We start from the raw sequence: 14,997 nt of genomic DNA, 5'->3' as shown, positions 1-14,997 counted from the left end.
TGATCTCAGGGGAGCCGCACGGATCGCCGCGCCGCCCCGGAAAAGGATGCGGTATCCTAGCACCTCTTCGCCCGCCGGCGGTACGACCGCCCGGGCTGTCCGACAGGTCCAGATTCCCTATGACAAGACTCGCCCGCCGCTGCGCCGGCCTGCTCCTCGCCACCCTCATCGCCCCTCTTGCGGCCATCGCCGCGGAACCGCAACCGACCCACGAATTCCAGCTGGACAACGGCCTCAAGGTCATCGTCCGCGAGGACCACCGCGCGCCCGTGGTGGTCTCCCAGCTCTGGTACAAGGTCGGCTCCAGCTACGAGACGCCCGGTCAGACCGGCCTGTCCCACGCCCTCGAACACATGATGTTCAAGGGCAGCCGCAAGCTCGGCCCCGGCGAGGCCTCGCGCATCCTGCGCGACCTCGGCGCCGAGGAGAACGCCTTCACCAGCGACGACTACACCGCCTACTACCAGGTGCTGTCGCGCGACCGCCTGGCCGTGGCCTTCGAGCTGGAGGCGGACCGCCTGGCCAGCCTCAAGCTGCCGGCCGACGAGTTCGCCCGCGAGATCGAGGTGATCAAGGAGGAGCGCCGCCTGCGCACCGACGACAAGCCCACCTCGCTGGCCTACGAGCGCTTCAAGGCCATGGCCTACCCGGCCAGCGGCTACCACACCCCGACCATCGGCTGGATGGCCGACCTCGACCGCATGACGGTCGAGGAGCTGCGCCACTGGTACCAGGCCTGGTACGCGCCGAACAACGCCACCTTGGTGGTGGTCGGCGACGTCACCAAGGACGAGGTGCGCGGCCTGGCCGAGAAATACTTCGGCGCCATCCCGCGCCGCGACGTGCCGCCGGCGAAGATTCCCCGCGAACTGGCCGAGCCCGGCGAGCGGCGCATCACCCTCTATGTGAAGACCCAGCTGCCGAGCCTGCTGATGGGCTTCAACGTGCCCGGCCTAGCGACCAGCGCCGACGCCCGCGAAATCCACGCCCTGCGCCTGATCGGCGCGCTGCTCGACGGCGGCTACAGCGCGCGCCTGCCGGCCCGCCTGGAGCGCGGCGAGGAACTGGTGTCCGGCGCCTCGGCCAGCTACGACGCGTTCAAGCGCGGCGACAGCCTGTTCCTGCTCTCCGCCACGCCCAACGTGCAGAAGGGCAAGACCCTGGCGCAGGTCGAGGCGGGCCTGTGGGCCCAGCTCGACGCGCTCAAGCAGACCCCGCCCAGCGCCGAGGAACTGGCCCGGGTACGTGCCCAGGTGATCGCCGGGCTGGTCTACGAGCGTGACTCGATCACCAGCCAGGCCAGCACCATCGGCTCGCTGGAAACCGTCGGCCTGTCCTGGCAACTGATGGACCAGGACCTGGCCGCCCTCGAAGCCGTCACCCCCGCCGACATCCAGAAGGCCGCGCGCACCTACTTCACCCCGTCGCGCCTGTCGGTCGCCCACATCCTGCCCGAGAACACCACAGAAGGAGCCCAGCCATGAGCGAGCGCAACGGCATCCGCTACGGCCTGCTCGGCCTCGCCCTGATCCTGCTGGCCGGCCTGCTGGTGTACATCGCCAGCCGCCCGGCCCAGGCGCCCACCCTGGCCGGCGCGCCCGACACGCCGGCGCCCCTGGAATCACTGGCCCTGCTCGAAGGCAAGGCGCCGAGCAAGCGCACCCTGGACATCCAGCGCTGGCAGACCGCCGAAGGCGCCCGGGTGCTGTTCGTCGAGGCGCGCCAGCTGCCGATGTTCGACCTGCGCCTGACCTTCGCCGCCGGCAGCAGCCAGGACGACGGCGTGCCCGGCCTGGCCACCCTGACCAACGCCATGCTCAACGAGGGCGTGCCCGGCAAGGACGTCACCGCCATCGCCGAGGGCTTCGAGAGCCTGGGCGCCGAGTTCGGCAACGGCGCCTACCGCGACATGGCCATCGCCAGCCTGCGCAGCCTCAGCGCCGCCGAGCAGCGCGAGCCGGCCCTGGCCCTGTTCGAGCAGGTGATCGGCCAGCCGACCTTCCCGGCCGACGCCCTGGCGCGGATCAAGAACCAGCTGCTGGCCGGCTTCGAGTACCAGAAGCAGAACCCCGGCAAGCTGGCCGGCCTGCAACTGTTCGAGCGGCTCTACGGCGACCACCCCTACGCCCACCCGAGCGAGGGCAGCGAGCAGTCCATCCCCGCCATTTCGGTGGCGCAGCTGCAGGCCTTCCACCGCAAGGCCTACGCCGCCGGCAACGTGGTGATCGCCCTGGTCGGCGACCTCTCCCGCGCCGAAGCCGAGGCCATCGCCGCGCAGGTCTCCGCCGCCCTGCCCCAGGGCCCGGCGCTGCCGCGCATCGCCCAGCCCGAGGAGCCCAAGGCCGGCCCCAGCCACATCGAGTTCCCGTCCAACCAGACCCACCTGATGCTGGCCCAGCTCGGCGTCGACCGCCGCGACCCGGACCACGCCGCGCTGACACTGGGCAACCAGATTCTCGGCGGCGGCGGCTTCGGCACCCGGCTGATGGAGGAAGTGCGCGAGAAGCGCGGCCTGACCTACGGCATCTACTCCGGCTTCAGCGCCATGCAGGCCCGCGGCCCGTTCATGATCAACCTGCAGACCCGCGCCGACCAGAGCGAAGGCACCCTCAAGCTGGTGCAGGACATCCTCGCCGACTACCTGGCCAACGGCCCGACCCAGAAGGAACTGGACGACGCCAAGCGCGAGATGGTCGGCAGCTTCCCGCTGACCACCGCGAGCAACGCCGACATCGTCGGCCAGCTCGGCGCCATGGGCTTCTACGACCTGCCGCTGACCTACCTCGACGACTTCATGAGCGAAGTGCAGGGCCTGACCGTGGAACAGGTAAAGGCCGCCATGGCCAGGCACCTGGCCGTGGACAAGCTGGTCATCGTCAGCGCCGGGCCGACGGTCGAGCAGAAGCCGCTGCCACCACCCACCGACAAGCCCGCCGAACGGCCGGCCGGCCCGCCGGAGCACTGATGCGCAAGTCCTCCGGCAAACCACCCACCCACGGCGGTGGCGGCCAACTGCGCATCATCGCCGGCCAGTGGCGCTCGCGGCGCTTCGCCTTCCCCGACGGACCGGGCCTGCGGCCGACCCCGGACCGGGTGCGCGAGACGCTGTTCAACTGGCTGGCGCCGCACATCGAGGGCGCCCGCGTGCTCGACTGCTTCGCCGGCAGCGGGGCGATGCTGCTGGAGTCCCTGTCCCGGGGCGCCGCCAGCGCCCTCGGCCTGGACCTCAACCCGCAGTCGGTGGCGGCCCTGCGCGGCCACCTGACGACTCTGGACTGCACAACCGGTCAAGTGCAGCAGGTCGATGCCCTGCGCCACCTGGAAAGCCAGCCAGCGACGCCGTTCGACCTGGTGTTCCTCGACCCGCCCTTCCACCAGAACCTGCTGGCCCCGGCCTGCGCCCTGCTCGAAGAGCGCGGCTGGCTGGCGCCGCGCGCCTGGGTCTACTGCGAGAGCGAGACCGCCCCGTCCGCCCTCGGCCTGCCCGGCAACTGGCGCCTGCACCGCGAGAAGAAGGCCGGCCAGGTGTACTACTCGCTGTGGGAACGCACGCAGGGCGGGTGAAACCCGCGTGTGCGCGCCCCCCTTTTCGCGGGTTCCACCCGCCCTACCGAAACGCCTGTGGGAGCGGCCTTGGCCGCGAAGCTTTTACTCAGCAATTCGCGGCCAAGGCCGCTCCCACAACAGCGTGTGGACACACCCCACGGCTGTCATTCAGCCGGCCGATGGTGCTTCCGCTTTGCGCCGTCGCGCTCTAGCCTGACGCTTTGCGCCCGAACCACCTGCCCATGAACGACACCTTCCAACCCGCCTGGTGGCTGCCCGGCCCGCACCTGCAGACCCTCTGGGGCTCGCTGTGCCGCACGCCGCCGCGCCTCGACCGGCAGCGCGAACGGCTGTGGCTGGAGGATGGCGACTTCCTCGACCTCGACTGGCACGGACCCCACGAAGCCACGGCGCCACTGGTGCTGGTGCTGCACGGGCTGACCGGCTCCTCCAGCTCGCACTACGTGCTCGGCCTGCAGCAGCAATTGGCGGCCCAGGGCTGGTCCAGCGTGGCGCTGAACTGGCGCGGCTGCTCCGGCGAGCCCAACCTGCTGCCGCGCGGCTACCACTCCGGGGTCAGCGAGGACGTGCTCAGCGTGGTCCGCCACCTGCAGGCCCGGCGGCCGCTGGCGCCGCTGCACGCGGTGGGCTACTCGCTGGGCGGCAACGTGCTGCTCAAGTACCTGGGCGAGACCGGCGCGGACTCCGGCCTGCAGGCAGCGGTGGCGGTGTCCGTGCCGTTCCGCCTGGACCACTGCGCCGAGCGCATCGACCGTGGCTTCTCCAAGGTCTACCAGGCGCACTTCATGCGCGCCCTGGTGGCCTACGTGCGTGACAAGCAGCAGCGCTTCACCGACGAGGGCCACCACGAGCGGCTGGCGGCGCTGCGCGAACTGGGCACGCTGGACGGCATGCGCACCTTCTGGGACTTCGACGGCCGCTTCACCGCGCCGCTGCACGGCTACGCGGACGCCGCCGACTACTACCGGCGCGCCTCCAGCGGCTACTACCTGGGGGACATCCGCACCCGCACCCTGCTGATCCAGGCCGGCGACGACCCCTTCGTCTTCCCCCACAGCGTGCCGCGCGCCCACGAACTGTCCCGCAGCACCCGCCTGGAGCTGCACGCCCACGGCGGCCACGTCGGTTTCATCGGCGGTACGCCCCGCCGGCCGCAGTTCTATCTGGAAAGGCGCATCCCCGCCTGGCTGGCGGGCGCGAAGGTCTAGTCGCCCTTGGGCGTCTCGCTGCGCACGGCCTGGGCGAAGGCCATGATCACTTCGCGGACGATCTTGCGCTGCGCCGGTGGCAGCGACAGGTAGGCCTCGAAGGTGGCGCGCTCCTGATACAGACCGGCGTCTTCCCAGCGCGCCCGCTGTTCGCGGATGTGGCGGACCGCCTTGTCGCCGTAGCGCAGGGCCTGCGGCTCGATCCGCAGCCATTCGGCCAGCACCAGCAGCTTTTCCTGAGAGGGAATGGATTGTCCGCGCAGCCAGCGCGACACCGCCTGGAAGGTGACCGAACGGCCCCGGTAGCGGGAGTTGAACTCGCGTTCCAGCACGGCGGGGCGCGCGGGATAGCCCGCAGCGGTCATGGCATTGCGCAGGCGTTCGGCGAATTCGGCTTTCTCGTTCATGGAAGCAAAACTAAATTCGCTTTCACGACGAACTTAACTTTCAATTTAATCTTCTATTAAATAGTTGGTTCAGTTTTACTGAAGGCTTTCGCCGAACCAAGTTCCGGGCTCGGCGGCACAGGAGGAAGACGCACATGGACAAGGAAACGAGTGAGAGGAACGCGCGTATACGCGATCTTTCCCGACGCACCCTGGAAGCGCTGTCGGCGCTCATCGAGCGGGTGCATGACCCGGTCGCCAAGGCGCGCCTGGAGCAGCACCAGGCGCGGCTGCGCAAGCGTCTGGAAGAAAGACGGCGGCACTAGCCGCCTAGCACCTCACCCCGACAGCACCGCCGCCATCGGCACGTGCAGGCGCGCCAGCAGCGCCTGCACGGCGTCGCGCGCCGACTCGGTGACGTGGCCGCTCTCCAGCGCCAGGATCTGGTAGATGCCGCGACGCATCAGCTCTTCGCTGAGGTCGCCGGGGTTGCTGCGGATGGTGCACAGGAAGCGCACCCAGGAGGTCAGGATGATCCAGCTGTTGAGGGTCAGCGCCTCGATCTGCTGCTCGTCCATGGCCAGGATGTCGGCGGCGACGAAGCCCTGGTAGATGTCCGAGGCCGCCCGCAGGCAGCGGTGGGCGAAGGCGCGGTAGCGCTCGGCCAGCTCCAGGTCGCTTTCCAGCAGGTGCTCCAGGTCGCGGTGCAGGAAGCGGTAGTGCCACATGGCCGCCAGCAGCGCCTCCAGGTAGAAGGTCTTGTCCTCCACCGTCAGCGCGCGGCCCTCGGGCAGGCGCAGGAAGGTGTCGACCCGGCTTTCGTACTCGGCGAACAGCTCGGCGATGATCGCCTGCTTGTTGCGGAAGTGGTAGTACAGGTTGCCCGGCGAGATGCCCAGGTGCGCGGCGATGTGATTGGTGGTGACGCTGCGCTCGCCCTGGGCGTTGAACAGCTCCAGGCTGGCTTCGACGATGCGGTCGCGGGTCTTGTTCTTCGGGGCCATGGTTCGGCTCGGCGCGAGAAAAGGGACAAAAGTACAGGGAAGCGGCCGATCTGACGACCGGCGCGGTCCGTGATTGACAGTTTAGAGCAATTACTCTAAAAATCGACTTCACCAATCCGCCGTTCCTTCGAGAGGACGCTCCGCCATGGTCGCCGACGTTGCCTATCTCCAACAAAACCAACAACAGATAGACGCCCTGGAGCCGCTGCTGGCCGCCCAGCGAGCCGCCTACCGCGCCAACCCGATGCCGTCGGCCGAGCAGCGCCGCGCCTGGCTCAAGGCCCTGCGCGAGCTGATCCTGAGCGAGCAGCAGGCGCTGGTCGAGGCGGTGTCCCGCGATTTCAGCAACCGCGCCGCCAACGAGACCCTGCTGGCCGAGATCATGCCCAGCCTGCACGGCATCGACTACACCAGCAAGCGCCTGGGCAAGTGGATGAAGCCGTCGCGGCGCAGCGTCGGCGCGGCCTTCCAGCCGGCCTCGGCGCGGGTGGTGTACCAGCCGCTCGGCGTGGTCGGCGTGATCGTGCCGTGGAACTACCCGCTGTACCTGGCCTTCGGCCCGCTGATCGGCGCCCTGGGCGCCGGCAACCGGGTGATGATCAAGATGAGCGAGTCGACCCCAGCCACCTCGCAACTGGTCAAGGACCTGCTCGCGCGCATCTTCCCCGAGGACCACGTGGCCGTGGTGCTGGGCGAGGCCGAGGTCGGCCAGGCGTTCTCGCGCCTGCCCCTCGATCACCTGCTGTTCACCGGCGCCACCAGCATCGGCAAGCACGTGATGCGCGCCGCCGCCGAGAACCTGGTGCCGGTCACCCTGGAGCTGGGCGGCAAGTCGCCGGCCATCGTCTCCGCCGACGTACCGCTGGAAGACGCCGCCGAGCGCATCGCCTTCGGCAAGACCATGAACGCCGGGCAGACCTGCGTGGCGCCGGACTACGTGCTGGTGCCGGAGGAGCGCGTCGAGGGCTTCGTCGCCGCCTACCGCGCCACCGTGCAGCGCTTCTATCCGAAGTTGGAAAACAACCCGGACTACACCGCCATCATCAACGAGCGCCAGCTGTCGCGCCTCAAGGGCTACATCGCCGACGCCGAGGCCAAGGGCGCGCAGCTGGTGCCGCTGTTCCCCGGCGACCAGGGCCGCCGCCTGGCCCACAGCCTGGTGCTCAACGTCTCCGACGAAATGAAGCTGATGCAGGATGAAATCTTCGGCCCGCTGCTGCCCGTGGTGCCGTACAAGCGCCTGGAAGACGCCTTCGCCTACATCAACGACCGCCCGCGCCCGCTGGCGCTGTACTACTTCGGCTACGACAAGGGCGAGCAGCAGCGCGTGCTGCACGAGACCCACTCCGGCGGCGCCTGCATCAACGACACCCTGCTGCACGTGCCCCAGGACGACATGCCGTTCGGCGGCATCGGCCCCTCCGGCATGGGCCACTACCATGGCCACGAGGGCTTCCTGACCTTCAGCAAGGCCAAGGGCGTGCTGATCAAGCAGCGCTTCAACGCCGCGCGCTTCATCTACCCGCCGTACGGCACCGCGATCCAGAAGCTGATCCACAAGCTGTTCATCCGCTGAGGCCCGCCATGACCGATCTCTCCACCGCCGCGCCGCCGCTGTCGCGCCGCGGCCTGCTCAAGGTCGGCCTGCTCGGCGGCGCTTTCCTCGCCACCGCCGGGGTCACCGCCAGCCTCAGCGGCTGCTCCAGTGATGGCGCGGCCGCCGGCTTCTCGGTGCTGCGCACCAGCGACCTGCCCAGCCTGCGCGCCATCGTCCCGGTGATGCTGGAGGGCGCGGTCGAACCAGGCGCCATGCAGGCGGCGGTGGACGCCACCGTGCAGGGCATCGACCGCAACCTGGGCTACCTCTCGCCCGAACTGCTCAAGCTCACCCGGCAGTTGCTGGACGTGCTGGCCATGGCCGTCACCCGCGGCCCGCTGACCGGCATCTGGGGCAGCTGGGAAAACGCCAGCGCGGAGGACGTGCGCCGCTTCCTCGACCGCTGGGAACACAGCTCGCTGGACCTGCTGCGCATGGGCCACGCCTCGCTGCTGCAGCTGGTACTGATGGCCTGGTATGCGCGGCCGCAGTCGTGGGCCCATTGCGGCTACCCCGGCCCGCCGAGGTTCTGACGGCCGGCTGCGCGTCGGCCAGGCGTCGTTGCAAGTGCACTCGGACAGGTCATTTACAACTCGTAAACTCCCCGTCCTCGCGCACTTGCGCCTAGCCTGACTCTAGCTCGCTCGGCCTCGACTCCGAGCATGACAAGAACAAGAAAGAGAGCCTGAAATGCCTGTACCCGATAGCTTCCGCGAAGGCATCGCCCGCGGCTGGACCACCTACGACGGCTCGCACCTGGACAAGGACCTGCTGCTGGAGGCCGACGTCGCCATCATCGGCAGCGGCGCCGGCGGCGGCACCACGGCGGAAATCCTCAGCGCCGCCGGGCTCAAGGTGCTGCTGATCGAGGAAGGCCCGCTGAAGACCAGCAGCGACTTCAAGATGCAGGAGGCCGACGCCTACCCGCAGCTGTACCAGGAAGGCATCGGCCGGATGAGCAAGGACGGCGCCATCACCATCATGCAGGGCCGCGCCGTGGGCGGCACCACCCTGGTCAACTGGACCTCCAGCTTCCGCACCCCGGAGCCGACCCTGGCGCACTGGGCCGAGGCCCACGGCGTGCAGGGCCACGGCGCCGCCGAGATGGCGCCCTGGTTCGAGAAGATGGAACAGCGCCTGGGCGTGGCGCCCTGGGCCATCCCGCCGAACCCGAACAACGCGGTGATCAGCGCCGGCTGCGAGAAGCTCGGCTACGCCTGGCACATCATCCCGCGCAACGTGCGCGGCTGCTGGAACCTGGGCTACTGCGGCATGGGCTGCCCGGTCAACGCCAAGCAGTCGATGCTGGTCACCACCATCCCCGCCGCCCTCGACCAGGGCGGCGCCCTGCTCTACCTGGCCCGCGCCGAGCGCCTGCTGCACGACGGCGACCACGTCACCGGCCTGGAATGCCTGGGCATGGACGAACGCGCGGTGGCGCCCAACGGCCGGCGCATCATGGTCAAGGCGCGCCACTACGTGCTGGCCGGCGGCGGCATCAACTCGCCGGCGCTGCTGCTGCGCTCCCAGGCGCCGGACCCGCATGAGCGGGCCGGCAAGCGCACCTTCCTGCACGTGGTGAACTTCTCCGCGGCGCAGTTCGAGCAGATGATCGCCCCCTTCTACGGCGCGCCGCAGTCGGTCTATTCCGACCACTTCCAGTGGAACGACGGCACCACCGGGCAGATGTCCTACAAGCTGGAGGTGCCGCCGCTGCACCCGGCCCTGGCGGCCACCCTGCTCGGCCGCTTCGGCGTCGACAACGCCCTGCGCATGGAACAGCTGCCGCACACCAACGTGATGCTGGCGCTGATGCGCGACGGCTTCCACCCGGACAGCGCCGAGGGCACCGTGGAGCTGCGCGGCGACGGCACGCCGGTGCTCGACTACCGCATGACCGACTACACCTGGGACGGTATCCGCCGGGCCTTCCACAGCATGGCCGAGATCCAGTTCGCCGCCGGTGCCAAGGCGGTGCTGCCGGTGCACGCCCAGGCCGACTACGCGAAGACCCTGGCCGAGGCCCGGGCGCTGATCGACCGCCTCGACCTGCGCCTTTACCAGACCCGCCTGGGCAGCGCCCACGTGATGGGCGGCTGCGCCATGGGCGAGGACCCGAGGCAGGCGGTCACCGACAGCCTGGGACGCCACCACCAGCTGGAGAACCTGTCGATCCACGACGGCTCGCTGTTCCCCACCAGCATCGGCGCCAACCCGCAGCTGTCGATCTACGGCCTCACCGCCAAGCTCTCGACCCTGCTGGCCGAGCGCCTGAAGGCCTGAGTGCGGGATGATCGGTGGAGCGGTGCTGCGCCCCCGTCGTCCCCGCGAAGGCGGGGACCCAGAGACGCGCCATCCCGGCCCCCACCTGGATTCCCGCCTTCGCGGGAATGACGGAGTGTTCTACCTTGTCCATCCAAGGCTCCACCCGCTTGCCCTCCCTGCGCCACCTAGGCACGTGGGCGGAACTGCAGCTGCACACCCCGTCGTCCCCGCGCAGGCGGGGACCCAGCGACGTGCTATCCCGGCCTGCGCCTGGATTCCCGCCTGCGCGGGAATGACGGAATCTACCGCCTCGTCCACACAGCCCCATCCCCCGATCACCCCGCCACTGCGCGCCATGCTTGGCCCCGAGCGAAGCGCTGCGCTACCATCCGCGACTCTTCCCGCCTTCCGAACAGGACGATGCGATGAATCGAGTGTTGTACCCAGGCACCTTCGACCCCATCACCAAGGGCCACGGCGACCTTATCGAGCGTGCCTCGCGCCTGTTCGACACGGTGATCATCGCGGTAGCCGCCAGCCCGAAGAAGAACCCGCTGTTCCCGCTTGAGCAACGGGTCGAACTGGCCAGGGAAGTCACCAAGCACCTGCCCAACGTCGAGGTGGTGGGTTTCTCCACCCTGCTGGCGCACTTCGTCAAGGAGCAGCAGGCCAACGTGTTCCTCCGTGGCCTGCGAGCGGTATCGGACTTCGAGTACGAGTTCCAGCTGGCCAACATGAACCGCCAGCTGGCACCGGACGTGGAGAGCATGTTCCTCACCCCGTCGGAGAAGTATTCCTTCATCTCCTCCACCCTGGTGCGCGAGATCGCCGCGCTGGGCGGCGACATCAGCAAGTTCGTCCATCCGGCGGTGGCCGACGCCCTGGCCGAGCGCTTCAAACGGTAATCCCCGGGCTGCGAGCGGGCGGCTCCGTCGCCCGCGCATGGCGCGAAGCCGGCCGATCCGGCACAATTCGCCCACTGAATGCCTGAAAGTGCCATGCCCGTCGGGCCTGGCAGGAGTTGCCCCGATGTCCCTGAAGATCACCGACGACTGCATCAACTGCGACGTCTGCGAACCCGAGTGCCCGAACGCCGCCATCTCCCAGGGGGAAGAGATCTACGTGATCGACCCCAACCTGTGCACCGAATGCGTGGGCCACTACGACGAGCCGCAGTGCCAACAGGTCTGCCCGGTGGACTGCATCCCCCTCGACGACGCCAACGTCGAGAGCAAGGAGCAGCTGATGGACAAGTACAAGCGCATCACCGGCAAGGCCTGAAACACCCCCACGCCCCATCGCGGGTCGATCTCCGCTAGGCTTCAAGCCTGCCAAGCCCGGATCGATCCCATGCCGTTCAAACCCCTTCTCGCCTGCCTGCTGCTGAGCGGCGCCCTCGCCGCCCAGTCCGCGCCGCGTCCCGAGCAGGCCGCCGTCGCCAGTGCCCACCCCGCCGCCACGGTGGCCGGCCTGGAAACCCTGGCCCACGGCGGCAACGCCTTCGACGCCGCAATCGCCATCGCCGCTGCCCTGGCGGTGGCCGAACCCTATGGCTCGGGCCTCGGCGGTGGTGGTTTCTTCCTGCTGCGCCAGGCTGGAGAGCCGCCGACCTACCGCTTCATCGACGCCCGCGAGCGCGCCCCGGCGGCGGCCGGCCCCGACCTCTACCGGCGCAACGGTACGGTGCAGCGCGAGCTGTCGCTGAACGGCCCGCTGGCCGCCGCCATTCCCGGCCTGCCGGCGGCGCTGGACCACCTGGCCCGGCACTACGGCACGCTGCCGCTGAGCGACTCGCTGACGCCCGCCATCCGCCTGGCCCGCGATGGCGTCGGCATCGACCGCATCTACCGCGAGCGCGCCGAATGGCGCCTGCAGGCCCTGCAGCAGGACCCGACCAGCGCCGCCATCTTCCTCGACCAGAACCGCGTGCCGCCGCTGCACGGCCTGCTGCGCCAACCGGCGCTGGCGCGCACCCTGGAGCGCCTGGCCCGGGACGGGCACGCCGGCTTCTACCAGGGCGAGACGGCGCGCCTGCTGCTGGAGGGCGTGACGGCCGGCGGCGGCGTGTGGAGCGCCCGCGACCTGCGCGACTACCGGGTGGTCGAGCGCCAGCCGCTGCGCATCGGCCTGGACGGTGGGCGCGAACTGATCGGTGCACCGCCGCCCTCGGCCGGCGGCGTGGCCCTGGCCCAGAGCCTGCTGATGCTGCAGCAGCTGCCCTGGCAGAAGGCCGGCGCCGTGCAGCGCAGCCACTACGTGGTCGAGACCCTGCGCCGCGCCTACCGCGACCGCAGCCTGCTGGGCGACCCGGACCACGTGCGCAACCCGCTGCCGCAGCTGCTCGCCCCCGACTACCTGAAGAGCCTGGCCAAGGGCATCGCCCTGCAGCACGCCACACCCAGTGCCAGCCTGCCGCCAGCGCCGGCCTGGCGCGAGGGCGACCACACCACCCATTTCACCGTGCTCGACGGCGAGGGCAACGCGGTGGCCGCCACCCTGTCGATCAACCTGCCGTTCGGCGCCGCCTTCACCGCGCCCGGCACCGGCGTGGTGCTGAACAACGAGATGGACGACTTCGCCGCCGACCCCAAGGGCAGCAACGTCTACGGCCTGGCCGGTAGCCAGGCCAACGCCGTCGCCCCGGGCAAGCGGCCGCTGTCGAGCATGAGCCCGACCTTCATCGAGAGCGAGCAGGAACTGGCCTCGTTCGGCACGCCAGGCGGCAGCCGCATCCCCAGCATGGTGCTGCTGGCGGTGCTCGACTACCTGGACGGCAAGCCAGTGCAACAGTGGACGGCCACCCCGCGCTACCACCACCAGTACCTGCCGGACGTGATCGAGTACGAGCCGGACGCCTTCGGCCCCGGCCAGTTGAGCGGTCTGGAGATGCGCGGCCATCGTCTCAAGCGGGTCGAGCGCGGCTTCGGCAACCAGCAGGTGCTGCTGTGGCACAAGCGCAGCGGCCAGGTGGAAGCGGCCAGCGACCCACGGGGCGTGGGCCGCGCCGCGCTGCTGAAGCAGGCGGACTGAGCTATTCGAGGACGATCAGCGGGCCGCTCTCCGGCTCGACCTGGCGCAGGCCGTGCAGCGGCCCCTGCTCCTCGGCCAGCAACAGGACGTTGCGCAGGCTCTGGAAGATGCGCCCGACGTAGCCCAGGTCGTTCATCAGCGAACTGGTCTGCAGGCCGTCCAGCTGGCCCTGGCGGACCAGGGCGAACAGCCGCTCGCGATAGACCCGGTCGAACTCCGCCGCCTCGTCGTCCAGCATGCGCAGGCGGGCGCTCCAGGCCTCGTCGCTGACATCCAGGCGGGACAGCTCGTAGAGTTCGTGCAGCAGCGCCAGCAGGTGGCCGCGCAGCTCGACGTACGCCGAGCGCACGGTGGACGGTTCCTGGCGCAGGTACAGGCCCAGGTTCTTCTGCAGGTGCTTGGCGTCCTTGACCGCATCCACCAGCTGCAGCGCGGCGAGCTGGCCGGCCATCCAGAACTGCCGGTGCGCCTCGTCCAGCGGCAGCTCCAGGCGCCCCATGAAGCTCAGCAGGTCGCCGTACACGCCCTTGATGTGCCGCTGGTACAGCGCCTCGGCCTCCAGCGCGTGGGAGTCGGGCGCGGCGCGCAGCAGCGCCTCGTCGCCGCGCACCCGGGCCAGCTGGTCCACCGGCAGGTACAGGGCATGGCAGATCACCTCCAGGCTGAGCCGGCTGAGGTGACGTAGCTCGCGCATCACCGCGCTGGCGGCGGCATCCACCGAGTCCAGCGCCTGGTCGTTTAGGTAGCGCGCGCGGGTGCGCGGGAATTCCTGCGGGCCCGGGGTGGCCAGTTCGGTGATCAGCACCTGCGGCTCGGCCTTCTCCGGCAGCCAGCGCAGCAGCAGGCGGGCGAGCTGCCCCTGCCAGGGCCAGAACAACAGCACACCGAAGGCGTTGAACAGGCTGTGGAACAGGGCCAGCTGGATCAGGCTGTTGTTGCCCAGCCCGACCAGCCCAGTGAGCCACTGCACCAGCCAGGTGAGCGGGGTGAGCAGGAGGAAGGCGAGCAGCGCGGTGACCACGTTGAACAGCACATGGGCCAGCGCCAGGCGCTGGCCGCTACGGTTGCCGCCGAGGGAGCCGACGATCGCAGTGCTGACGCTACTGCCGACGTTGGAGCCGATGGCGATGGCCAGGCTCTGGCCCAGTTCCAGCTGGCCGCTGGCCAGCGCCGCCAGGGTCAGCATCAGCGTGGCATGGCTGGACTGCAGCACCACCGTCGCCACCAGGCCGATCAGGGTGAACAGCAGTTGCCCGGACAGCCCCTCCGCCCGGTAGATGGCCAGGTCCATGTCGCCGCCGAAGCTGGAGAAGCCGTCCTTGATCTGGTCGATGCCGAGGAAGATGAAGGCGATGCCCAGCACGATGCGCCCGGCCGCCTTGCTCTTCGCCCCGTTGAAACCGGCCAGCACGCCGAACACCAGCAGCGGCAGAGCCAGCGGGCTGAGGCTGAGGTCCTGCCCGGCCAGCGCCAGCAGCCAGATGCCGCTGGTGGCGCCGAGGTTGGCGCCGAACAGGATGGCGATGCCGCCGGCCAGCTGGATCAGGCCGGTACTGATGAAGGCGATGGTCAGCAGCGATACCAGGGTGCTCGACTGCAGCAGCATGGTGCCGCCGACGCCGAACAGCATGGCCTTGCCCGAGGTGGCCGTGCTGCGACCGAGCAGCTGTTCCAGCTTGCCGCCCGCCAGCTGGCGCAGGCCCTCCTCCAGGCACTGCATGCCGAACAAGAACAGGGCCAAGCCGGCGCACAGCTGCAACCAGCCGGCGCTGCTCCAGAAAGACCAGGCCAGGCCGCCCGCCAACAGCGCCAGCAGGCTCGCACGTCCGAATGGGTTCACAGCGTCGCTCCCTTATGCGTTTCGCGCATATTAATGGCACAGCCGCTGGCGGAGCTACGAATGGGGGCGGCGGAGGGGCAAGACTATGAAGCACCCTGGT

At 69.6% G+C, this 14,997-nt stretch carries 13 protein-coding genes and 1 pseudogene; 11 read left to right on the top strand and 3 right to left on the bottom strand.

What is annotated here, in order from left to right:
• Positions 1-119 precede the first annotated feature (119 nt).
• The 4 genes and pseudogenes from N5D30_RS04370 to N5D30_RS04355 form a co-directional block, all read left to right on the top strand.
• A pseudogene (locus N5D30_RS04370) lies at positions 120-1,485 on the top strand (pitrilysin family protein); the annotation flags it as partial.
• On the top strand, positions 1,481-2,965 hold the full coding sequence (locus N5D30_RS04365; protein ID WP_279907841.1) for a pitrilysin family protein: 1,485 nt from the start codon (positions 1,481-1,483) through the stop codon (positions 2,963-2,965). The pseudogene N5D30_RS04370 and the gene N5D30_RS04365, both read left to right, overlap by 5 nt.
• Entirely contained in the window at positions 2,965-3,564 is a 600-nt protein-coding gene (rsmD, locus tag N5D30_RS04360) for a 16S rRNA (guanine(966)-N(2))-methyltransferase RsmD (protein WP_279908065.1), read from the top strand. Before N5D30_RS04365 ends, rsmD begins: the two co-directional genes overlap by 1 nt.
• 224 nt (positions 3,565-3,788) lie before the next feature.
• A complete protein-coding gene (locus N5D30_RS04355; RefSeq protein ID WP_279907840.1) occupies positions 3,789-4,775 on the top strand; it encodes a hydrolase in 987 nt (328 codons plus the stop codon).
• Here N5D30_RS04355 and N5D30_RS04350 read toward each other — a convergent pair.
• Positions 4,772-5,182, bottom strand: coding sequence for a transcriptional regulator (locus N5D30_RS04350; RefSeq protein ID WP_279907839.1), 411 nt, complete (start codon positions 5,180-5,182; stop codon positions 4,772-4,774). The two genes, N5D30_RS04355 and N5D30_RS04350, sit on opposite strands and share 4 nt — an antisense overlap.
• Before the next feature lie 134 nt (positions 5,183-5,316).
• On the opposite strand from N5D30_RS04350, the gene N5D30_RS04345 reads away from it, so the two are divergent.
• On the top strand, positions 5,317-5,487 hold the full coding sequence (locus tag N5D30_RS04345) for a hypothetical protein (protein WP_279902826.1): 171 nt from the start codon (positions 5,317-5,319) through the stop codon (positions 5,485-5,487).
• Between the two features lie 12 nt (positions 5,488-5,499).
• On the opposite strand, the gene N5D30_RS04340 is transcribed toward N5D30_RS04345, so the two are convergent.
• Positions 5,500-6,165, bottom strand: a complete 666-nt coding sequence (locus N5D30_RS04340) for a TetR/AcrR family transcriptional regulator (protein WP_220812443.1) — start codon at positions 6,163-6,165, stop codon at positions 5,500-5,502.
• Positions 6,166-6,310: 145 nt separating this feature from the next.
• On the opposite strand from N5D30_RS04340, the gene N5D30_RS04335 reads away from it, so the two are divergent.
• The 6 genes from N5D30_RS04335 to ggt all read left to right on the top strand — a co-directional run bounded on the left by N5D30_RS04335 (position 6,311) and on the right by ggt (position 13,057).
• The gene (locus N5D30_RS04335) at positions 6,311-7,741 is read left to right on the top strand and encodes a coniferyl aldehyde dehydrogenase (RefSeq protein WP_279907838.1); all 1,431 of its coding nucleotides are present in this window, start codon (positions 6,311-6,313) and stop codon (positions 7,739-7,741) included.
• Positions 7,742-7,749: 8 nt separating this feature from the next.
• A complete protein-coding gene (locus tag N5D30_RS04330; RefSeq protein ID WP_279907837.1) occupies positions 7,750-8,295 on the top strand; it encodes a twin-arginine translocation pathway signal protein in 546 nt (181 codons plus the stop codon).
• A 157-nt stretch (positions 8,296-8,452) separates the two neighbouring features.
• The gene (locus N5D30_RS04325; protein WP_279907836.1) at positions 8,453-10,045 is read left to right on the top strand and encodes a GMC family oxidoreductase; all 1,593 of its coding nucleotides are present in this window, start codon (positions 8,453-8,455) and stop codon (positions 10,043-10,045) included.
• A gap of 407 nt (positions 10,046-10,452) precedes the next feature.
• The gene (gene coaD / locus N5D30_RS04320; protein WP_220812447.1) at positions 10,453-10,932 is read left to right on the top strand and encodes a pantetheine-phosphate adenylyltransferase; all 480 of its coding nucleotides are present in this window, start codon (positions 10,453-10,455) and stop codon (positions 10,930-10,932) included.
• Positions 10,933-11,056: 124 nt separating this feature from the next.
• Entirely contained in the window at positions 11,057-11,308 is a 252-nt protein-coding gene (locus tag N5D30_RS04315) for a YfhL family 4Fe-4S dicluster ferredoxin (protein WP_220812448.1), read from the top strand.
• Between the two features lie 69 nt (positions 11,309-11,377).
• Positions 11,378-13,057, top strand: coding sequence for a gamma-glutamyltransferase (gene ggt / locus N5D30_RS04310; protein WP_279907835.1), 1,680 nt, complete (start codon positions 11,378-11,380; stop codon positions 13,055-13,057).
• A 1-nt stretch (position 13,058) separates the two neighbouring features.
• Here the strand turns inward: ggt and N5D30_RS04305 are convergent, their stop codons facing one another.
• Positions 13,059-14,897, bottom strand: a complete 1,839-nt coding sequence (locus N5D30_RS04305) for a Na/Pi symporter (protein WP_279907834.1) — start codon at positions 14,895-14,897, stop codon at positions 13,059-13,061.
• Positions 14,898-14,997 lie beyond the last annotated feature (100 nt).

Source organism: Pseudomonas sp. GD03875, from assembly GCF_029840585.1.
Taxonomy (GTDB): domain Bacteria; phylum Pseudomonadota; class Gammaproteobacteria; order Pseudomonadales; family Pseudomonadaceae; genus Aquipseudomonas; species Aquipseudomonas paralcaligenes.
Note: the sequence above shows the minus strand (reverse complement) of the source record. Positions and strands in the feature narration are given on the sequence as shown.